Origin of the sequence: Pseudoalteromonas sp. TAE79 (assembly GCF_000498015.1) — a bacterium.
Lineage (GTDB): Bacteria > Pseudomonadota > Gammaproteobacteria > Enterobacterales > Alteromonadaceae > Pseudoalteromonas.
This window is the reverse complement of the sequence record NZ_AUTL01000255.1, coordinates 1-21,660: the sequence shown is the minus strand read 5'-3', so window position 1 is coordinate 21,660 and position 21,660 is coordinate 1. Positions and strand designations below refer to the sequence as shown.

Below are 21,660 nucleotides of genomic sequence, written 5' to 3'. Positions count from 1 at the left end.
ATAACGAGCCTGTAGATTAACTCGTTTTTAAATTTGTTTTTATTGATAAACAAACCATAGCTGAGTTCCTATTTTGGTTCAATTGATTACTGTATTTTCACGCAGAATATAGAAGTGTTTGATATTGTTTTAATTGGCGTTTTGGAAGGGATTACGGGTGTTTGAGTGGCTTTTATTTAGAGTAAGAGGGCTTACCCTTCTTAATGCATCGTGTTTTGCAGCTTTTCTATATTATGAACAAGGCAATACAGTTGCCATTGCGCATTCACTTTCGTTTGACCCCGTAAGGTCAATTTATTCATGCCTTTATTCACTGTAATGTTCCCGAACACTGGCTCAATACAGCCAAGTCGTTTGCTATATTGTCGTCGACCTATGGGGCTGTCTATTTTTACTTTCATTTTGTCTACATAGCTCAGCTTTTTGCGCGATTCATTATTTATAAACTGCACTTGTCGTCCTCTTTCTATCGGTGGTTTTCGCATACATTGCTGTTGTAGTGGACATACTTTGCAATCTTTTAAGTAACCGCAGAATCGTGTGTATTGTTGGTTATGGCTGTTTACATTAACTCCGCTTCGCCACATATCATTACCTGCTGGGCAGCGGCATGTTTGGGTTGCTTCATCATAATGAAAATCGTCTGAGGTAAATAACCGAGCCTTGCCTTTACTGCGTTTTAGTCGGCGCTTTTCTTGCTCAGTTTCGTATGTTTCGCTGGCTTTAAACAGCGGATTTCGTTTTCTAAATTGGTTATCCGCAATGTAGGTATCGAACCCACTTTGCGCCATAAACTCAAGATTTACTTCGCTGTTAAACCCACTGTCTGCGGTGAATTTGATGGTGTGTTTATCTGCCATTTTTTCTGTATTGAGTTTAGCGAGTTGCTGTTTTAATTGTGCAACGGCTGGCTGTAAAGTTTGTTGTTCGCCCACTGAGCCCCACGCTTGTGCTTGCAGGATGATTTGATGTTTATCATCGTTTATCGCGATGCCGTTGTAGCCTTGAATTGTCCCTTTTGAGGTCGTCATCTTCGCACTATCTGGGTCAGTGATATTACTTTTAACAGGCTTGCCTTTACTGCCTGTTTTCTCTTCGTGAGTGGCTAAAAAATCGGTGATTTTATCTGCACTTCTATCCAGCTTTTCTTTTTGTTTTAAGTCCTGTGTTATCAACTCTTCGCCCAGTCCATCTTGTGATTGGTGGCGTTCAATAATACGTTTGCTTGCGCGTTCTAGTTTTGCTTTTTTGCGGCTTAACTCATCGAATGTGCCGCTCCACTCTTTACTCGCATTGGACTTTAATTTACACCCATCAATAGCAAACATGTTGCGGCCTATCAAGTCTTCCTCATCACATATCATCAGCACTTGCGTGAAAAGTGGCTCAATCTGTTCATGCATTTTAGCCACAAAACCCGCTATAGATGTGTAATGTGGCTGGATATCACCCGACACACTCATAAATAAAATATTATGCTCGCAAGCCTTTGCAATCCGACGGCTACTGATAAAACCATGTGCATAGCCCAGTAAAATAATCTTTAGCATTACCGAAGGCGGATACGCAGCAGCGCCCGTTTTGTCGTTGTTATACCACGCGTCAAATCCCGATAAATCGAGTTTATTTTCGACGATATAACAAAGGGCATATTCAAATGTGCCAGGCAAAATTTGCTCAGCGAAATTGATAGGAATGAATTTATTTTGACAGGATAAGTCAGGCTTGTAGTTAGCCATAACAGTTTACCGTGGGTGAATAATATCTATTAGATCACAGCGAACAGATGGATTCAAGGTTAAAAAGCAACCAACCAAGAATAGTTGGATACGTTCCTAAAAAGAGTAATTCTACAGCCTCAACGCCCGCCTAACACGCAATGTGTTGGCGTGGCTTTTTGCGTTGTTTGCCAAAACCATGACAACTTTACATTGTCGGAGTTAAGGCGCTTGTTAGGTGTTTTTATCACTTTTGTCTGGAATATCATTACATAAAGCACACTCTACACCTTTACGTGATTGATATAATCTTGAAAGTATAAACACTGTTGTTGTAATTAAAGACCAAGTACAAGCAAAAATTAATGCTTCTTGAACTGAATGCTGTTTAAGCAACTCAACTATAAAAAGTAAGGCTGCTACTCCAAGAAATACTTTTAATGCTCTAACGAACCAAAACTTAAATCCCATTTGAACTCCAAACCTGAGAAACACCTAACAACTTTGTATCCGACATTTGTCGCTTTACAAACCGACAAATGTCCAAATATTACGAAGCATCTAATTTAACCAGCTAATAAGCACTTGTAAACAACTAGTTAGCCGGTATTTAAGCTTCCTTAATGTAGAAATGCTCCAAGATGGTAGAGATCAGTAATATTGGACAAAAAAGTAATGAACTATAAAAAATAGGTGTAAGCGATATTATTAAAAAGATAACTTAAATTTTTTTAAGCTTTTGCCTTTAACCTAAAACAAAAAAGCCGCTGTTCATTACAAACAGCGGCTTTCAAATTAAGACTTACAAGCTTAAAGCTTGCTTAACTTAAACTTGATTTTATTGTTTACCAATTACTTCTAGTCCACCCATGTATGGGCGTAATACTTCTGGTACGACTACAGCACCATCGGCTTGTTGGTAGTTTTCTAGTATGGCTACTAGTGTACGGCCAACGGCTAAGCCTGAACCATTTAGTGTATGAAGTAACTCTGGCTTTTTAACACCTTCACGGCGAAAACGTGCTTGCATTCTACGCGCCTGAAAGTCAGCCATGTTTGAACATGATGAAATTTCGCGGTATGTGTCTTGCGCAGGTAACCATACTTCTAAATCGTATGTTTTAGCTGAACCAAAGCCCATGTCGCCCATACATAAAATTACTTTACGGTACGGAAGTTCTAGCGCTTGTAATATTTGCTCTGCGTGACCTGTTAATTCTTCAAGCGTTGCCATTGAGTCTTCTGGTTTTACAAGTTGTACAAGTTCAACTTTATCAAACTGGTGTTGACGAATTAAGCCACGTGTATCGCGACCATAACTGCCTGCTTCACTTCTGAAACACGGCGTGTGGGCAACTAAGCGGATTGGTAAATCGCTTTCGTCGTAAATTTCGTCGCGAGCGCTGTTTGTAAGCGGTACTTCAGCTGTAGGAATTAAGCTAAAGCCGGCTTGTTGTTCGCCATCGTCGTTCACAAGGCCTAATGTGTGGAATAAATCGCCCGCAAATTTAGGTAATTGGCTTGTGCCATAAAGGCTTGCGCTATTAACTAAGTACGGTACATACATTTCTGTATAGCCGTTTTTGTCTGCGTGCGTATCTAGCATAAATTGCGTTAAAGCACGGTGCATACGCGCTACTTGACCGCGCATTACTGTAAAGCGTGCGCCACTAATTTTAACGCCCATTTCAAAATCTAAGCCATTTAAGTCTTGGCCTACATCAACGTGATCTTTAACTTCAAAATCAAACTTTTTAGGTGTGCCCCACGTTAAAATTTCAACGTTGTCGTCTTCGTCTTTACCGGCAGGTACTGACTCGTCTGGCAAGTTTGGAATTGCTAAAGCAATGTCGTTAATTGCGGCTAATACTTCATCTTGCTCAGTTTTAGCGGCGTCAAGCTCACTGCCTAAGTTAGCTACTGCATCAAGTAGTGGCTGTGCGTCTTCGCCTTTTGCTTTGGCTTGACCAATTGCTTTTGCGCTTGCATTACGTTGACTTTGAAGTTCTTGCGTTTTTACTTGTAATGTTTTGCGTTTTTCTTCAAGTGCCGTTACCGTCGCTACATCGAGTTCGTAACCGCGAGCCGCTAAACGTGCTGCAGTTTGTTCGATGTCTTGACGTAAAAATTTAGAATCTAACATGTTAGTTTTTTAACCTTTTTGCATTACTAGCTGAAGGCCCAGCCAAGCCATAAAAATACACACCATCACGTTTAAGATGATATTGAGGGCCATTTTAATAAAGTGACCTTGTTGTAATAACAACAACGAGTCCATTGAGAATGTTGAAAAGGTGGTTAATGCACCTAAAAAGCCAATACCGATAAGGGTTTTGGCGGGGCTTGCGGTGATAATTTCTTTATCTATCAAACCGTACAAAATGCCCATTAACAATGAACCCAGAATATTAACCGTCAACGTGCCAAAAGGGAATCCCCTACCGAGGAGTTTTAGCATGCTTTCGCTAATAAAAAACCGTAAACACGCACCTGAGGCTCCGCCAAGGGCGATCATCATATAAAGTTTAATCATTTTCGTACCGTTTAAGTGGGCTTTGCGCATCGCGCTCTTTTAGGTAATCGAGTTTTTGTTTAATTTTTTGCTCAAGGCCGCGCTCGCTCGGTAAGTAATATTCTTTGCCGTCCATTTCTGGCGGTAAGTATTTTTCACCTGCGGCAAATGCGCCTTCTTCGTTATGCGCATAACGGTACTCAGCGCCGTAGCCTAAGTCTTTCATTAAGTTGGTTGGCGCATTACGCAGGTGCTCTGGCACGGGGTAACTTGGCTCGTTTTGAGCATCTGCTTTGGCTTGATTAAACGCCATATACACCGCATTACTTTTAGGTGCGCTGGCTAAGTACAATGTAGCTTGTGCAATTGCACGTTCGCCCTCGCTTGGGCCTACTCGCTGAAATATATCCCATGCGTTTAAGGCCACTTCCATTGCGCGCGGATCGGCGTTACCAATATCTTCTGTTGCAATGGCAAGTAAACGCCTTGCTACATACAAAGGGTCGCCGCCACCAGCTAAAATTCGACAATACCAATACAGTGCGCCGTCAGGGGAACTACCTCGTACTGATTTATGAAAGGCTGATATTAAATCGTAAAACTCATCGCCGCCTTTATCGTATTTAGCTAAATGAGTAGGCAGTACTTGGCTAAGTACGTGCTCGTCAACGTTGTATTGCCCGTTTTGCTCGGTTGTTAAGTCAACTGCTTGTTCAAGTAAATTAAGTACTTTACGCGCATCGCCGCCACTTGCTTGGCATAGTGCCTTTTTAGCATTCTCGGCAATAGTGATATGCTTTTGGCTTAATTGTTCGTCTTGTTTAAGTGCGCGTTCTATTACGGTGTATAAGTCGGTATCGGCAAGCGATTTTAAAACATACACGCGTGCACGCGACAATATAGCGTTGTTAAGGGCAAACGATGGGTTTTCTGTGGTTGCACCTACAAATATAAAGGTGCCGTCTTCTATGTGCGGTAAAAAGGCATCTTGTTGGGATTTATTAAAGCGATGAACTTCGTCAACAAACATAAGGGTGCGTTGGCCACGGCTTTCTAGGTTGTCCCGCGCTTGCGTTACGCTGTCGCGTATATCTTTTACGCCTGCAGTTACCGCCGACATTTGAATAAGTGAGGCATCAGCATGGTTGGCAATTATTTGCGCAAGTGTTGTTTTACCCACACCAGGCGGACCCCATAAAATTAAACTATGGCATCGCCCCGCGACAATGGCTTGATGCAGTGGTTTATCAGCACTTAATAAGTGCTGCTGACCAATGTATTCATCAAGCGTTGTAGGGCGCATACGCGCAGCAAGTGGGCGTACATCGGGCCCAAAATTAAAACCTAAATTACTCACCGTTACTCTGATCGTCTATTTCAACACCTTCAGGAGGCGTAAATTCAAAATTGCTTTGATCAAGCGGCGTATTAACTTGGGCATTGTTAAACGTAAATGACGATAGCTGCCCTGAATTGTCGGTAACCACTAGTTTAGCAAGCCCTTGCTCGTTACCCGCAAATGCTATATCAAGTTGTTCTACTTGGCTTTCTACGCCTTTATTTGGCGTTACGCTAAAGCCTGTACTTGTTGCAAGTACGCTGTATTTTTCCCACTGTGCTGGGTCTTTTGATGTCAGTAGCACAAATGGTGTTGAGTCGATTAGGCTGCTGGTTTTCATAATTGTTACTTGCTCAGCAAAGCTGTCGAAGTAATATGTTTTATCACCGTTTGATACAAATAACGTATCGTCTGGATTAGTTTGCTGCCAGCGAATCATCATAGGCTGTTGAAGCGCTATTGTGCCCTCGCCTTGCATAACTGCTTGGCCTTCTTTGTCTGTTACTTGTTGTGCAAACTGCGCTTTAAAGCTTTTTAAAGTGGCAAGTCTGTCTTGTAATGCTTGGCTGTCGTCAGCAAAGCTTGGTGCGGCAAGTACGCTGCCTAACACTAATAATAAGGCGTTAACTTTTTTCATGAATTTGCTCCATTAGGTACTAATACATCGCGAGCACCGTTATGACCTGGTGAACTCACGATACCCGATGTTTCCATTTGTTCTACTAAACGTGCTGCGCGGTTATAGCCAACACGTAATTTACGTTGCACTGACGATACCGATACTTTGCCGGTTTCAATTACAAACGACACAGCTTCGTCGTATAACGGATCACATTCTTCATCTGCATTTTCGCTAGCTTCACCCGGTAATAAAATATCTTCAGTGGCATCGCCATTGAGTATTTCGTCAATGTAATTTGGTTTAGCACGTGCTTTCCAATCGTTTACTACGGCGTGTACTTCGTGGTCGTCTACAAACGCGCCATGCACACGCTCTGGTACGCTAGTGCCTGGCGGTAAATAAAGCATGTCGCCCATGCCTAGTAAGTTTTCTGCGCCTTGTTGGTCAAGTATTGTCCGTGAATCTATTTTGCTCGATACCTGAAACGCCATACGTGTTGGAATATTAGCTTTAATTAAGCCGGTAATTACATCAACTGACGGGCGCTGCGTAGCAAGCACTAAGTGAATCCCTGCCGCACGTGCTTTTTGAGCAATACGTGCAATAAGTTCTTCTACTTTTTTACCTACAATCATCATCATGTCGGCAAATTCGTCTATTACTACAACAATACTTGGTAATTTACCTAGCTCGTCGGGGCCTTCTTTCATGCCATCGGTGTCTTTAAATAATGGATCAAGAATTGGGTAACCCGCTTCATTGGCTTCAAGCACTTTTTGGTTGTAACCTTTTAAGTTACGCACACCCAATGCTGACATTAATTTATAACGACGTTCCATTTCGCCTACACACCAACGCAATGCGTTAGCAGCTTCTTTCATATCGGTAACTACTTCACACAATAAATGCGGAATGCCTTCGTATACTGAAAGCTCAAGCATTTTAGGGTCAATCATGATCATACGTACATCGTCAGGACCCGATTTGTAAAGTAAGCTTACTATCATGACATTAACGCCCACTGATTTACCTGAACCAGTTGTACCGGCTACCAATAAATGTGGCATTTTACCTAAGTCAGCACATACCGGCTGACCAGCAATGTCTTTACCAAGCACCATGGTAAGAGGCGACGGATTTTGCTCAAATTTAGGGGCGTTTATTACTTCTGATAAACGAACTATTTCACGGTGTTTATTTGGAAGCTCAATACCAACATAGGTTTTACCTGGGATAACTTCTACAACACGTACACTAATTGCCGAAAGCGAACGGGCTAAATCTTTAGCTAAGCCTGTAATTTTAGACACTTTAATACCTGGCGCTAAATCTAGCTCAAAACGCGTAACAACGGGGCCTGGGTATACCGCTACTACGGTTGCTTGTACGTTAAAGTCGAGAAGTTTTGTCTCTACTAGGCGCGATACGCTATCAAGCTCTTCTTGCGAAATTGGGTTTTTAGCTTTATCCGGTCTGTCGAGTAAATCGAGCGATGGTAATGGCCCTGGTGGTGGCTCTTGCGTTAATAATTGCTCAAATTTTTCTTTTGCCGTTGGTGGTGGTTGATATTGCGCTTTTGGTTTAGGCATTGGTCTTGCTGGCGATACCACCGTTGTAACTGGTTTTTCAGGCTCCACAACTGGGCTTTGATCAAGCGCATTTAATGCAGCAGCCGTGTCCATTGGTTCGTCGTCTATGGCGCTAAAGCCAATTTCTTGATCGAGTATATCGTCAAGTTCATCAAACGGCATAAAGTCATCACTGATTTGTGGTTCACTAAACGGTGTTTGAGGCTTATCTATCGCTTTTTGTTTATCTGCTTTTTTAGCTGATGTAGGCAGCTCTACCTGCTCTTTTATATCGTCTTCAAAATGGGCGTCTGCTTCATCGTTATTATTTACTTTACCTGCAGTATGTTCTCGGTGCATCCAGCCTTTAGCATACGATACAACATAGCGATAAAGCCTAACCATTAAATCGCCAAGGTAATCTACAAAATCAACCCACGATACACCCGTTAATAAGGTAAGCCCGGCAAAAAAGAAACACAGCAATAATATAGATGTACCGGTAAAGTTAAACGCAGGCATCATGGCTGATGCAATAACATCGCCCACTACCCCACCAGAGGAAAAGTTATAAATATCGTCAAAATTGATACTGCTAATAGCGGTAGCTGAGGTAATAAATAAAGCAAAACCAATAACACGCAGCGCTAAGGTGGTGTAATCAAGCTGTAAAATGCGGTGAGGTTGTTTAAATAGCAAGTAGCCAAATAGCTGAATGGCCGCTGGCACTAAGTAAGCCAACCAACCAAAGGTGAGTAATAAAATGTCGGCTATCCATGCACCGGCTGCTCCTGTGATGTTGCTTACTTCGCTAAAACTAGTTTGCGACCATGCAGCATCTGCTGGATCAAAGCTGATCAAGGCACATAAAATAAATATTGCCGTAAAGGTGCTGATAATCAGCCCTGTTTCTAATAGTCTTTGCACACCGTTTAGGCGCATAGTTCCCTATTCCTCTTTATTATTCTATTTTTATTCACACTTACTTAGCAGTGAAATACCTTAGCAGGAAATGCAATTTGTTGCACTTTATCTTAACCTTGATGGCCTGATTATGAACAAGTTTTTATAATTTGAGCTTATATGAGCAAATGACGCAGCTAATATAAATAACCTTAAGTAATATAAGGACGAATAATTACGCCTTCTTCACCTTTTACTTCTTCCATTACTACATAAGTTCGGCTTTCACTAACGTTAGGCAACTTTAATAATATGTCACCTAATACACCACGGTATTCTGACATATCATTTACGCGCGTTTTAAGTAAAAAATCAAAATTACCCGATACTAAATGACATTCGATAATTTCTTCGTGCTTTTTAACGGCTGCACTAAACTCATCAAATACGTCGGGAGATGTTTTAGTAATTGTTACTTCTACATACACCGATAAACCTTGCCCAAGCTTAGCTGGATCGACCACTGCTTTATAGCCAAGTATGTAGCCTTCTCGTTCTAGCTTTTTCACTCGCTCCAGACAGGGCGTGGCGCTTAGGCCAACTCGCCTGGCCAGTTCAACATTTGAAAGGCGTCCATCGTGCTGTAATTCCATTAAAATTTTACGGTCAATTCTATCTAATAACTGATACATAGTGCCAACTAGTTTTTTATGCTGTTTATTTTTGTTATATAGATGATAACACTAGATTTAACTTTAAAAAAGGTGAGACACACGGGCTTATGATGAATATAATAGTGAAAAATGTTAATCCGTTCTTAATAAGGCAAATGATATGATTATTGGTGTTCCTAAAGAAATTAAAAACCATGAATACCGTGTAGGTATGGTTCCTGCAAGTGTTCGTGAATTAGTAAACCACGGTCACCAAGTGATTGTAGAAACTGATGCAGGCATGGGCATTGGTTTTACTAACGAAGATTACACACAAGCGGGTGCTGAAATTTTAGCAACTGCTGCTGATGTTTTTGCTAAAGCAGACATGATTGTAAAAGTAAAAGAGCCGCAAGCTGTTGAACGTGCAATGCTACGTGAAGACCAAATTCTTTTCACTTACTTACACCTTGCACCTGATCTTCCACAAACTGAAGACCTTGTAAAAAGCAAAGCTATTTGTATTGCATACGAAACTGTAACTGACTCACGCGGTGGTTTACCGCTTCTTGCTCCTATGAGCGAAGTTGCTGGTCGTATGTCTATTCAAGCTGGTGCACAAGCGCTAGAAAAATCTAACCACGGTCGTGGCATGCTACTAGGTGGCGTACCAGGCGTTGAAGCTGCTAAAGTTGTTGTAATTGGCGGCGGCATGGTTGGTCGTAGCGCAGCTCAAATGGCTGTTGGCCTTGGTGCTGAAGTTGTCGTTCTTGATCGTAACATCGACGTATTACGTGCACTAGACGCGCAATTTGGTAATAAAGTTAAAGCTATTTACTCAACTGCTGATGCACTAGAAAAACACGTACTAGAAGCTGATTTAGTAATCGGTGGTGTACTAATCCCTGGTGCAGCTGCACCTAAACTAGTAACTGCTGAGCACATTAAAGCAATGAAACCTGGTTCTGCAATTGTTGACGTTGCAATCGACCAAGGTGGCTGTATTGCTACTTCTAAAGCAACGACGCATGCTGATCCTACTTTCATCGTTGATGAAGTTGTTCACTACTGTGTTGCTAACATGCCAGGTGCTGTTCCACGCACATCTACGTTTGCACTTAACAATGCAACATTGCCTTTCATCATTAACCTTGCAAACAAAGGTTATAAAAAGGCGCTACTAGATGACGCTCACTTCTTAAAAGGCTTAAACGTAATTAAAGGCCAAGTAACTTACAAAGAAGTAGCTGAAGCGTTCAACATGGAATATGTTGACCCACGCACAGCGGTAGAAAACGCATAATTTAGCGTTTCGTAGTTAGGTTGGTATTAAATAATATAGTAACTTAACTACAACACATAAAAAAGCAGCTAATTAGCTGCTTTTTTTATGTCTGATTTAAAGTAAATTTATATGAAACGCTTAATTATAAAATCTACTTTTACGCGCTTAGCTTGGCCAAGTAGTTTTTTAACTGGCTGCGGGTAATCATCCATTGTTTCTAAATCATTTGGGCCTGTTAAACGTCGGCAGTGTTGTAAAATTTCCTGCTTTTCGTTATCAATAGCATCCATAATTGTTTGCTCTGGATCTTCTATTAAAATACCGTTTTCGATATCAAGACCCCATGCACGCGGATTTAAGTTATGCCCGCTCAGTAAATGTTTTGTTCTATCTGAACAAATACCTTTTAAATGAAACGAATTGCTTTCATCTTTCCACAGATACACATTTAAATTACCGTTATCGATATGGCGCTTTTGCGTTTTTACAAATTTATGCAAAATAGTTTCGTATAAATAAGGTAATGCCCCTATTTTACTAAACGGCTCGCTTGGCGGTAAATAAAAATCATTTGCTGTTTTATCGCCTACAACAATAGTCACTTGCTTGCCTTGCTTTAATAATCGGCGCAGTGATCGCATAAGCGGTGCCGGAAAATTAAAGTATGGCGTATACAACACAAGCTCTTGCTCTGTTGTATCAAATAACGCTTTTATTAAACGATTTAACTCGTTATTACGACGCCCGAGTCCTAAAAACAAGCGAATACCTAATGCTTGCGTATTTAGCTGCTCTGCTGCGTTATAACTTGCGACTTTTAAATCACGCATTAATTGCTTTTGATCAAGCTTAAAGTCGTGCAAACGCTTAAGCGGTCGCGTGTCTATACGTGGCACAGCCACTGATGAAAGTAGCTTTGTCTCAATAAAATCAACCACTGAGTCACACAGTTCGTTCTGCGTTATTAAAAAGTAGCGATCGAGTCTGTAGCGTTCGTTATGCTGCAAGTAAACGTTATTTAAACTTGCGCCGCTGTAAAGTAAGGTGTCGTCAATTACAAAACCTTTTAAATGCAATACGCCAAACAATTCTTTAGCTTTTACAGGTACGCCATAAACTTGTACGTTCGATTTAAACTTTTCTAAATCGTCACAGTATAAACTTGCGTTACCGTCTGATTTATCAGCGCCAATTAATCCACGTTGCGCGCGATGAAAATCCACCAGCACTTTTATCTCAAGTGCCGGGTTTGCCAATGACACACGATGCAGCGCTTCTAAAATTTCGCGACCTGCTTCGTCATCCTGTAAATACAATGCCGTAATGTAAATTCGTTTTTTTGCGTTAGCTATCAAACGTAGCAATTGCGTTCGGTAATCTTGCGCATTGGTTAAGACGTTAACGTCTTTTGAAGTCAACCCGAATGCGGGTTTTTCCTGCCAAAATAACATAGTTGCCTATTCACTTAGGTCACATAATCTATCAGTGACAAATAAAATTAGGTAAAACATAACAAAAAAAATCAAGGGGGTCATGAATTAACGCTGTTTTATTGCCTGTTAGTCTGTTTTTTGAGCTACTTTGACATATTAACTGTAAAAGCATAGAGCTCTAGTACACAATACTGCACAGCCTTTCGATTTGAGAAAAAAAATAATCGCGGATTTTGTTTACATCTGCCTTGATTTTCTTAGAATCGAGCGCATTAAAGACCGTATTAAACGTTTAGGAAAAAATAATGACTGAAGCAAAACATTGTAAGCTACTAATTTTAGGCTCTGGCCCAGCTGGTTATACTGCCGCAGTATATGCAGCACGTGCAAATTTAAACCCTGTTTTAATTACAGGCATTCAACAAGGTGGTCAATTAACAACCACGACTGAAGTTGAAAACTGGCCTGGTGATGCACACGGCTTAACGGGCCCTGCATTAATGGATCGTATGAAAGAGCACGCTGAGCGCTTTGAAACTGAAATCATATTCGATCACATCAATAAAGTAGATGTATCTAAGCGCCCTTTCACACTAACTGGCGACCAAGGTACTTACACATGTGATGCGTTAATCATTGCAACAGGTGCTTCTGCTAAATACTTAGGCTTAGAGTCTGAAACTAATTTCCAAGGCCGTGGCGTTTCAGCCTGTGCTACATGTGATGGCTTTTTCTATAAAGGTCAGAAAGTAGCGGTTGTTGGTGGTGGTAATACAGCGGTTGAAGAAGCGCTATACTTATCTAACATTGCTGACGAAGTACATGTTATTCACCGTCGTGATAGTTTCCGTAGTGAAAAAATACTTGCAGATCGCCTAGCTGAAAAAGCAGCTAACGGTAACGTTGTTTTACATTACAACCGTACGCTTGACGAAGTATTAGGCGACCAAATGGGCGTAACTGGCATTCGTATTAAAGATGCACAGTCTGATGCAACAGAAGAGCTAGATTTAGCCGGTGTATTTATTGCTATTGGTCATAAGCCAAATACAGATATGTTTGTTGGTCAACTAGAAATGAAAGACGGCTACTTAGTTGTAGAGTCTGGATTGAATGGTAACGCAACTCAAACAAGTGTAGAGGGCGTTTTTGCTGCAGGTGATGTGTCTGACCACATTTACCGTCAAGCAATCACATCAGCGGGTACAGGCTGTATGGCTGCCCTTGATGCAGAGCGTTTCTTAGATAATTTATAAGCAATTAAATAAATTATAATAGGGCTGATTATTCAGCCCTTTTTTTATGTCTAAAATATAGTTACACTTTTACGATCAATTATAAAATAAGTACTGTATGAGAAATCAGCTATACCAATTAAGCGAAAACGATATAGCATTCCCCAATCCGGAATACGCATTAGAATCCCCTGATGGCTTGTTAGCAATTGGCGGAGATTTGAGTTTACCTCGCCTAAGTAATGCCTACAAAAGCGGAGTATTCCCTTGGTTTAGTGAAGATGAGCCTATTATGTGGTGGTCGCCCAGCGAGCGAGGCATTTTTGAGCTTAATGATTTTCATATAAGTAAGAGCCTGCGTAAACATTTAAAAAAGCACCCTGTAAAAGTAACCATTAATAATGCCTTTGAGGAGGTAATAGAAGCTTGTCGCGATCAACGCCTTGATACCGATGGCACTTGGATCACCTCTGACATGCTCAACGCTTATGTTAATGCACACAATGCTGGCATTGCCCATAGCTTAGAAGTGTGGAGCAACGGAGAGCTTGCAGGTGGCTTATATGGTATTATGCAATATGGTGTTTTTTGTGGTGAATCGATGTTTCATCATCAAACCAATTGCTCAAAGCTTGCTATGTGGGCACTGGTAAATTGGCTTAAACGTCATAATGCGCATTTTATTGATTGCCAGTTAGAAAACCCTTATTTAATGACCTTAGGTGCACAAGTAATCCCCCGCTCAACATTTTTGACTAAACTAAAAGCTGCACATAACTATATTATTAATCCTATTATGTGGGAGCCACAAGAACTTGACGCAATCTATGAATGAGCAACTTCCTGCACGTGTTGGTTTAACCCAAGAGTTTGACTGTAGTTATTTACCCAACAGACAAGAGCAACTATTAGTTATTCTAGATCCTAGTTGCTACAGCACAGACAAATTTGAGTCATTATTAGGCTTAGGGTTTCGTCGCAGTGGTAACCAAATATATCGTCCGCATTGCCCAATATGCAGTGCATGTAATTCTGTACGTGTATTAGCACAAGACTTTATCCCTTCAAAATCGCAAAAACGTAAACTAAACAAAGCAAAAAACCAGTTTGAAGTAAAATATTCAACGCAAGAACGCCCTGAGTATTATCCGCTCTATAGTAAATACATAACGATGCGCCATCAGGATGGAAGTATGTATCCTCCTGAAAAAGAACAGTTTCAAAGCTTTTTACTTTGCAGTTGGCTCAAAATCACATTTATTGAACTATGGCACCAAGATACTTTAGCCGCAGTTGCCGTAACTGATTGTATGAACAGCTCTATTTCTGCAATTTATACTTTTTTTGACCCCGACTTTGAACACTATAGTTTAGGCTCTGTGATGATATTAGAGCAGCTTAAATTTGCAAAAGAGCAAAATAAGCAATACGTGTACTTAGGCTATCAAATTGATGAATGCGATAAAATGAAGTACAAAACTCAGTTTTTACCAGCTCAAAAACAGCTCAATGATGAGTGGGTGGCTATTTAATTTGCAAATATAGTCCCTGCGCCTTTACTTATTGGTGTATTTTGGGCAAAATCTGCAGCGTTTAACTATTAAAGAGGTGTTACGCTAAACATGGCGAAAGAAGACGTAATCGAAATGCAAGGGACAGTCCTTGATACTTTACCAAATACAATGTTCCGAGTTGAGCTAGAAAATGGTCACGTAGTTGTGGCTCACATTTCAGGCAAAATGCGCAAAAACTATATCCGTATTTTAACCGGCGATAAAGTAACGGTAGAAATGACTCCTTACGATTTATCAAAGGGTCGTATCGTATTCCGTGCTCGCTAAGTAAGTGCGTAAACGAGATTTAGTTTTTGGCTAGTGTTTTACTAGCTTTAAGCGTTTATTAAATGTAATTGATAGACATTGACTAGCAATTACATTTAATAAACAAAAAACCCAGTTTTTACTGGGTTTTTTGTTGCCTATAAAAATGGCAAAAAAATGGCCCGCTATTATTTAGCGGGCCATTTTTATTTAACTTAGTTGTGTAATTAACGTTTTACGCTGGCGTTAAATTGCTCTCGTAATCAAAGCGGATCTTCTTGTCTTTAACCGATACTTTAACTGTACCGCCATCAACAAGTTCACCAAACAGTATTTCATTAGCTAATTGCTTTTTAAGCTCTTCTTGAATAACACGTGCCATTGGACGTGCACCCATAGCCTTGTCATAACCTTTATCTGCGAGCCATTCACGCGCTTTAGGCGTAAGCTCAAGATTAACCGATTTTTTATCAAGCTGAGCTTGCAGTTCCACAATAAACTTATCAACCACCAGTAAAATAACTTCACGTTCAAGGTGGTTAAACCAAATAATGTTATCTAAACGGTTTCTAAATTCTGGCGAAAATACTTTATTAATTTCGCCCATTGCATCGTGCGTGTGATCTTGCTCTGTAAAACCAATCGACTTACGCGTAGTTTCTTGTACGCCCGCATTGGTAGTCATTACAACCACTACATTTCTAAAATCAGCTTTACGACCGTTATTATCGGTTAACGTACCGTGATCCATAACTTGTAGTAAAATATTGTAAATATCTGGATGCGCTTTTTCAATCTCATCTAAAAGTACAACCGCATGTGGGTTTTTAATAACCGCCTCGGTTAATAACCCGCCTTGCTCAAAACCAACATATCCTGGTGGAGCACCAATTAGTCGGCTGATTGCGTGGCGCTCTACATATTCCGACATATCAAAACGAATAAACTCAACACCCATACATTTAGCAAGTTGCTTAGTTACTTCTGTTTTACCAACACCTGTTGGGCCTGCAAACAAGAACGAACCCACTGGTTTTTCTTCGCTTGATAAACCTGAGCGAGATAAACGAATAGCCGATGTAAGCGCATCAATGGATTGATCTTGTCCAAACACCAGCATTTTAAGATTACGGTCTAGATTTTTAAGCGTCTCTTTATCTGTTGACGAGACGCTTTGCGCTGGGATACGTGCCATTTTAGATATAATTAGCTCTATATCAGCCACACCAATGGTTTTTTTACGTTTAGAACTAGGCTGTAAACGTTGGTTAGCTCCCGCTTCATCAATTACATCAATTGCTTTATCTGGCAAGTGGCGCTCATTAATGTATTTAGCACTAAGTTCAGCAGCTGCTTTTAATGCTTTTTGAGTGTAGCGAATACCATGGTGCTCTTCGTAACGCTCTTTTAATCCATTTAAAATTTTAGTGGTATCGGCAACACTTGGTTCAAGTACATCAATTTTTTGAAAACGGCGTACTAATGCACGGTCTTTCTCAAAAATATTTTTATACTCATTGTAAGTGGTTGAACCCATACAACGTAACTTACCACTTGAAAGAAGTGGTTTGAGTAAGTTTGAAGCGTCCATAACGCCACCAGACGCTGCACCAGCACCTATTATGGTATGTATTTCATCAATAAATAAAATAGACCCAGGTTGTGCCTGAAGCTCTTTTAATAAGCTTTTAAAGCGCTTTTCAAAATCGCCACGGTATTTAGTACCTGCAAGCAATGCCCCCATATCTAGTGAGTACACAACTGCATCTGCAATTACTTCTGGTACTTGCTCGTTCACAATACGGTACGCTAAACCTTCAGCAATAGCTGTTTTACCAACGCCCGCTTCACCAACAAGTAATGGGTTATTCTTTTTACGACGACACAATACTTGTACCGTGCGCTCTACTTCGCTGTCGCGTCCGATCAGTGGATCAATGTTACCTTCACGAGCTTGAACGTTTAAGTTAGTTGTAAAGCTGTCTAGCTTGCTTGCTTCTTCATTTTGAACTTCTTGCACTTCATCATGAATATCGTCGCTGTCGTTGCCTAATTCATCATCTGCTTTAGAAATACCATGCGAAATAAAGTTAACGATGTCTAAACGCGATACATCATGCTTTTTAAGTAAATATACAGCTTGGCTTTCTTGCTCAGAAAAAATAGCAACTAGCACATTCACGCCAGTGACTTCATTTTTACCTGACGATTGCACATGGAACACAGCGCGTTGTAATACACGTTGAAAGCCAAGTGTTGGCTGAGTTTCACGCTCTTCTTCTAAATCTGGAATGACGGGTGTTGTTTCGTCAATAAATTCTAATAATTCGGTTTTTAAACCAGAAATATTAACACCACACGCGTTTAGGGCTTCTCCTGCAGAAGGATTATCTAACAGCGCAAGTAAAAGGTGCTCTACGGTCATAAACTCATGACGGCGAGTGCGCGCTTCACGAAACGCGGCATTTAATGTGAGTTCTAAGTCTTTGTTTAGCATTGGCAACCCCTTACTGAGATAATAATTTATACCACAACAATCGGATGTTTGATCACCCTAATTGGTATTTATTCCTGCTCACAACTACAAAGCAGTGGATGCTCGTTATCACGCGCGTAGCGGTTAACTTGTTCAGCTTTGGTGTGGGCTACGTCAGCGCTGTAAACACCACATATACCCTTACCTTTTTCATGAACCTGAAGCATCACGTCGGTTGCTCTATCGCTATCCATATTAAAAAACGTCGTTAAAACTTCTATTACAAAGTCCATCGGCGTGTAGTCGTCGTTATTTAAAACAACTTTATATTTTCGCGGCGGCTGTAGCTTTTGCTTTTCGCTGTCGCGAACTGTATCGATAACACCTGAATCTTTCATACCACTCATAATTAAATATAGTCTTGTCTTTGTAACTCAAGCAAACTTGAATAAAAAATAAATAAAATGTTAAAAAATAACTCAAAACACTTGACTGGTTGGCTAAATAAACTACAGTCAAACATAGATTGATTAAACCTTAGTCAGTCTAGCAAATTATACGGTTTAGAATAACTAAATTAGTCAACTTATTGAAGGATGTAGAAGTATGGCTTGTGGTAAAGTTAAATGGTTCAACAACGCCAAAGGTTTTGGTTTCATCGTAGAAGACGGCTGCGAGAATGATATCTTCGCTCATTACTCAACAATTGTAATGGACGGCTATAAAACGCTTAAAGCTGGTCAAGATGTAACATTCGAATTAGAACAAGGGCCTAAAGGCCTACACGCTAAAAATATTGCCCCAGATGGTGACATTATTGAGTGACGATTGTTTTGTTCGACTAAAGCGAGCGACCTTTTAAGATCCTCGCTTAATTCCTTAAGCATACTAACTTATCTCTTCTTCTCTTATTTATTGCCTCTTTTCATTCAAATTCAACCCTTTTCCTTGAATTTATTTTATATACCCCAATGTTCTAAGAGTTGATTGTTTAACTGCTTATTGGGCATGCTCAAACTCTAGCCCTTTTTATTTAAGCTTGTTACACTCTTGGTGCTAAAAATTGCGCATAACACCTTATCGCCTCTTTTATATGTACTAGGCTAAAGGCTGATTTATTTTTGTTAATTTTTTAGCTATAAATACGATTCCAGTTCGTCAGGTGTGACTATTCTGCTTTTATAAAAGAGCAACGCTGAGTACCAACACCTAACAAACTACTCATTACGAGCGTACGTGTTTATTAACTTGTTTAATAATATGTACTCACTCATAAGTAATGATTTTCTTTGCATTGTTGAATAAGACCTTATCGGTCGACTATCTAGGAATGATGATGACATCAAAAATTATCTATACAAAAACGGACGAAGCTCCGGCACTAGCAACTTATTCGTTGCTACCGATCATCCAAGCATATACAAATGCGGCCGGTGTTGAAGTTGAAACTCGCGACATTTCATTAGCAGGTCGTGTAATTGCTAGCTTCCCTGATTATTTAACACAAGAACAACGCATTGGTGATGCACTTGCTGAACTTGGCGAGCTTGCTAAAACACCAGAAGCAAACATCATCAAATTACCAAACATCAGTGCATCTGTACCACAGCTTCGTGCTGTAATTAAAGAGCTTCAAGCAAAAGGTTACGCTCTTCCAGAATACCCTGTTGAACCTAAAAATGATGAAGAAAAAGCAATTCAAGCGGCTTACGATAAAATTAAAGGTAGTGCAGTAAACCCTGTCCTACGTGAAGGTAACTCAGATCGTCGCGCGCCAGGCTCTGTAAAAGAATATGCACGTAACAACCCACATTCAATGGGTGCGTGGAGCAAAAATTCTCAGTCTTACGTTGCAAGTATGAGCGAAGGCGATTTCTTCGGTTCAGAAAAATCAGTAACTGTTGATACAGCCACTGATGTGCGTATTGAACATGTTGCAACTAACGGTGACGTTACTGTTCTTAAACAAAGCACACCTCTTTTAGCTGGCGAAGTTATTGATGCATCAAGCATTAGCGCTTCTAAGCTTCAAGCTTTCTTAGCTGCAGAAATTGACGCTGCTAAAGAGAAAGGTGTTTTGTTCTCGCTTCACATGAAAGCGACAATGATGAAAGTATCTGATCCAATCATCTTCGGTCACGCTGTAAAAGTATTCTACAAAGATGTATTTGCTAAACACGGTGAGCTTTTTGAAGAGCTAGGTGTTGATGTAAATAATGGTTTAGGCGACGTATATTCTAAAATTCAAACATTAGACGATGCTAAGCGCGAAGAAATTGAAGCAGATATTCAAGCTGTTTACGCTAACCGCCCTGCTATTGCTATGGTTGATTCTGACCGTGGTATTACAAACTTACACGTACCAAGTGACGTGATCATCGATGCATCTATGCCTGCAGCAATCCGTTCAAGCGGTCAAATGTGGAATAACGATGGTAAATTACAAGACACTAGCTTTGTAATTCCTGATCGTTGTTACTCAAGTGTTTACCAAGCAACTATCGATTTTTGTAAAGAAAATGGCGCGTTTGATCCAACAACAATGGGTAGCGTTCCAAACGTTGGCCTTATGGCTCAAAAAGCTGAAGAATACGGTTCACACGACAAAACATTTGAAGCAAAAGCGGACGGTTCTATCCGTGTTGTTGATGCAAATGGTAATACATTACTTGAGCACAGTGTTGAGCAAGGCGATATCTGGCGTATGTGTCAGGTTAAAGACGCACCAATTCAAGATTGGGTTAAGCTTGCAGTAAATCGTGCACGCGCAACAGGCGTTCCAGCTATTTTCTGGTTAGACGAAAACCGTGCACATGATGCAGAGCTAATCAAAAAAGTAAATAAATACCTACCAGATCACGATACAGCTGGCCTAGATATTCAAATTTTAGCACCGCTTGAAGCAACATTGTTCTCACTAGCGCGTATTAAAGAAGGTAAAGATACTATTTCTGTAACAGGTAACGTTTTACGTGATTACCTTACAGATTTATTCCCAATTTTAGAGCTAGGTACGAGTGCTAAAATGCTTTCAATTGTTCCACTTATGAACGGTGGTGGATTATTTGAAACTGGCGCGGGTGGTTCTGCACCTAAGCATGTTCAACAATTCGAAAAAGAAAACCACTTACGTTGGGATTCTTTAGGTGAATTTTTAGCACTTGCTGCATCTCTTGAGCACCTAAGCGTAACTACGGGTAACAACAAGGCACAAGTTCTTGCTGATACGCTAGATAAAGCGACTGGTACTTTCTTAGCAGAAAACAAGTCTCCTTCACGTAAAGTGAAAGAAATTGATAACCGTGGTTCTCATTTCTTCCTATCTTTATTCTGGGCACAAGAACTTGCTAAGCAAAATGATGACAGTGAACTTAAAGCACAGTTTACTCAAATCGCTAGCGACCTTGAGTCTAATAAAGAGCAAATCGTAAGTGAACTTAACGATGCGCAAGGCCCTGCAGTTGATTTAGGCGGTTACTTCCAGCCTAACGATGATGCAGCCTTTAAAGCGATGCGTCCAAGCACTACATTTAACGATATTCTTGCTAAATTAGTATAAATATTAGTTTAAATTTAAAAGCCGCTTACTTGCAAAAGTAAGCGGCTTTTTTATGTCTAAACTTTACATCGAGTAGGGTGAGGCTTTTGCCTCATCCCTCTCACAGAACCGTACGTACGGGCCTCGTATACGGCTCCTGTATTCTTCTATCCCTTCGGCTTATTTTCTAAACGCCGATTGAGCAAGCCATCCTGTACTTACTTTTTCCATTGAATATAAACCTTGCTCCTCAAACCATTGGTTTGGCATCGCTACATTCGATAATGGACTTAGAGAGTTTCGCCATGAGTTCATTTTGATGAACTTAAATGGCGGCTTTTTCCCTAATTGTTTTAGTCGCTTATGCAACCTCGCTGGGTTTTTCCACAACCTTAACTGAATTGCCCTTAATCGTCGTCTCACCCACCTTGCCAACAAATTTAGCACTCGTTTACAATTGGCTATACTGAAATAATTTACAAAGCCGCGCACCACTGGATTGAGTCTTTTTATTACTTCAATTAAGTTCATGCCACTATTTCGCTTTGTTAATCGTTT

At 40.4% G+C, this 21,660-nt stretch carries 19 protein-coding genes; 7 read left to right on the top strand and 12 right to left on the bottom strand.

What is annotated here, in order from left to right; translation table 11 throughout:
* Positions 1-200: 200 nt before the first annotated feature.
* From L655_RS0120265 to lrp, 8 genes are all read right to left on the bottom strand, one after another.
* The gene (locus tag L655_RS0120265) at positions 201-1,739 is read right to left on the bottom strand and encodes a transposase (protein ID WP_024605401.1); all 1,539 of its coding nucleotides are present in this window, start codon (positions 1,737-1,739) and stop codon (positions 201-203) included.
* A 213-nt stretch (positions 1,740-1,952) separates the two neighbouring features.
* The gene (locus L655_RS0120260) at positions 1,953-2,189 is read right to left on the bottom strand and encodes a hypothetical protein (protein ID WP_024606102.1); all 237 of its coding nucleotides are present in this window, start codon (positions 2,187-2,189) and stop codon (positions 1,953-1,955) included.
* A 367-nt stretch (positions 2,190-2,556) separates the two neighbouring features.
* Positions 2,557-3,861, bottom strand: a complete 1,305-nt coding sequence (serS, locus tag L655_RS0120255) for a serine--tRNA ligase (protein ID WP_024606101.1) — start codon at positions 3,859-3,861, stop codon at positions 2,557-2,559.
* A 9-nt stretch (positions 3,862-3,870) separates the two neighbouring features.
* Positions 3,871-4,251 (bottom strand): fluoride efflux transporter CrcB, encoded by a 381-nt coding sequence (crcB, locus tag L655_RS0120250; RefSeq protein ID WP_021032117.1) that lies wholly within the window; start codon positions 4,249-4,251, stop codon positions 3,871-3,873.
* On the bottom strand, positions 4,244-5,587 hold the full coding sequence (locus L655_RS0120245) for a replication-associated recombination protein A (protein WP_024606100.1): 1,344 nt from the start codon (positions 5,585-5,587) through the stop codon (positions 4,244-4,246). Before L655_RS0120245 ends, crcB begins: the two co-directional genes overlap by 8 nt.
* On the bottom strand, positions 5,580-6,206 hold the full coding sequence (gene lolA, locus L655_RS0120240; protein WP_024606099.1) for an outer membrane lipoprotein chaperone LolA: 627 nt from the start codon (positions 6,204-6,206) through the stop codon (positions 5,580-5,582). The genes L655_RS0120245 and lolA overlap by 8 nt, the downstream gene beginning before the upstream one ends.
* A complete protein-coding gene (locus L655_RS0120235; RefSeq protein WP_024606098.1) occupies positions 6,203-8,701 on the bottom strand; it encodes a DNA translocase FtsK 4TM domain-containing protein in 2,499 nt (832 codons plus the stop codon). Before L655_RS0120235 ends, lolA begins: the two co-directional genes overlap by 4 nt.
* A 173-nt stretch (positions 8,702-8,874) precedes the next feature.
* Complete coding sequence (gene lrp / locus L655_RS0120230; RefSeq protein ID WP_024606097.1) at positions 8,875-9,354, bottom strand: leucine-responsive transcriptional regulator Lrp; 480 nt, start codon at positions 9,352-9,354, stop codon at positions 8,875-8,877.
* A gap of 142 nt (positions 9,355-9,496) precedes the next feature.
* Between lrp and ald the strand changes: the two genes are divergently transcribed.
* Positions 9,497-10,618 (top strand): alanine dehydrogenase, encoded by a 1,122-nt coding sequence (gene ald, locus L655_RS0120225; protein ID WP_002962982.1) that lies wholly within the window; start codon positions 9,497-9,499, stop codon positions 10,616-10,618.
* A gap of 107 nt (positions 10,619-10,725) precedes the next feature.
* Here the strand turns inward: ald and pssA are convergent, their stop codons facing one another.
* Positions 10,726-12,051: a CDP-diacylglycerol--serine O-phosphatidyltransferase gene (gene pssA, locus L655_RS0120220; RefSeq protein WP_024606096.1), complete on the bottom strand. Its 1,326-nt coding sequence runs from the start codon at positions 12,049-12,051 to the stop codon at positions 10,726-10,728.
* Between the two features lie 287 nt (positions 12,052-12,338).
* On the opposite strand from pssA, the gene trxB reads away from it, so the two are divergent.
* The 4 genes from trxB (at position 12,339) to infA (ending at position 15,109) form a co-directional block, all read left to right on the top strand.
* Positions 12,339-13,289, top strand: coding sequence for a thioredoxin-disulfide reductase (trxB, locus tag L655_RS0120215; RefSeq protein ID WP_024595506.1), 951 nt, complete (start codon positions 12,339-12,341; stop codon positions 13,287-13,289).
* A gap of 97 nt (positions 13,290-13,386) precedes the next feature.
* Complete coding sequence (aat, locus tag L655_RS0120210) at positions 13,387-14,103, top strand: leucyl/phenylalanyl-tRNA--protein transferase (protein ID WP_024606095.1); 717 nt, start codon at positions 13,387-13,389, stop codon at positions 14,101-14,103.
* Entirely contained in the window at positions 14,096-14,800 is a 705-nt protein-coding gene (locus L655_RS0120205) for an arginyltransferase (protein ID WP_024606094.1), read from the top strand. Before aat ends, L655_RS0120205 begins: the two co-directional genes overlap by 8 nt.
* Before the next feature lie 90 nt (positions 14,801-14,890).
* The gene (gene infA, locus L655_RS0120200; protein ID WP_002962494.1) at positions 14,891-15,109 is read left to right on the top strand and encodes a translation initiation factor IF-1; all 219 of its coding nucleotides are present in this window, start codon (positions 14,891-14,893) and stop codon (positions 15,107-15,109) included.
* Between the two features lie 214 nt (positions 15,110-15,323).
* Here infA and clpA read toward each other — a convergent pair whose 3' ends face one another.
* Both clpA and clpS read right to left on the bottom strand, forming a co-directional pair.
* Entirely contained in the window at positions 15,324-17,585 is a 2,262-nt protein-coding gene (gene clpA / locus L655_RS0120195) for an ATP-dependent Clp protease ATP-binding subunit ClpA (RefSeq protein WP_024606093.1), read from the bottom strand.
* A 68-nt stretch (positions 17,586-17,653) separates the two neighbouring features.
* Positions 17,654-17,962 carry an ATP-dependent Clp protease adapter ClpS gene (gene clpS, locus L655_RS0120190; RefSeq protein WP_007585109.1) on the bottom strand — a complete coding sequence of 103 codons (309 nt, stop codon included), beginning with the start codon at positions 17,960-17,962 and terminating at the stop codon, positions 17,654-17,656.
* A 208-nt stretch (positions 17,963-18,170) separates the two neighbouring features.
* On the opposite strand from clpS, the gene cspD reads away from it, so the two are divergent.
* Together cspD and L655_RS0120175 are read left to right on the top strand one after the other, a co-directional pair.
* A complete protein-coding gene (gene cspD / locus L655_RS0120180) occupies positions 18,171-18,389 on the top strand; it encodes a cold shock domain-containing protein CspD (RefSeq protein WP_002962500.1) in 219 nt (72 codons plus the stop codon).
* Between the two features lie 511 nt (positions 18,390-18,900).
* Positions 18,901-21,123, top strand: coding sequence for an NADP-dependent isocitrate dehydrogenase (locus L655_RS0120175; protein ID WP_024606092.1), 2,223 nt, complete (start codon positions 18,901-18,903; stop codon positions 21,121-21,123).
* A 159-nt stretch (positions 21,124-21,282) separates the two neighbouring features.
* On the opposite strand, the gene L655_RS0120170 is transcribed toward L655_RS0120175, so the two are convergent.
* A partial coding sequence (locus L655_RS0120170) for a group II intron maturase-specific domain-containing protein (protein ID WP_029752211.1) occupies positions 21,283-21,660 on the bottom strand: 378 nt, incomplete at its 5' end.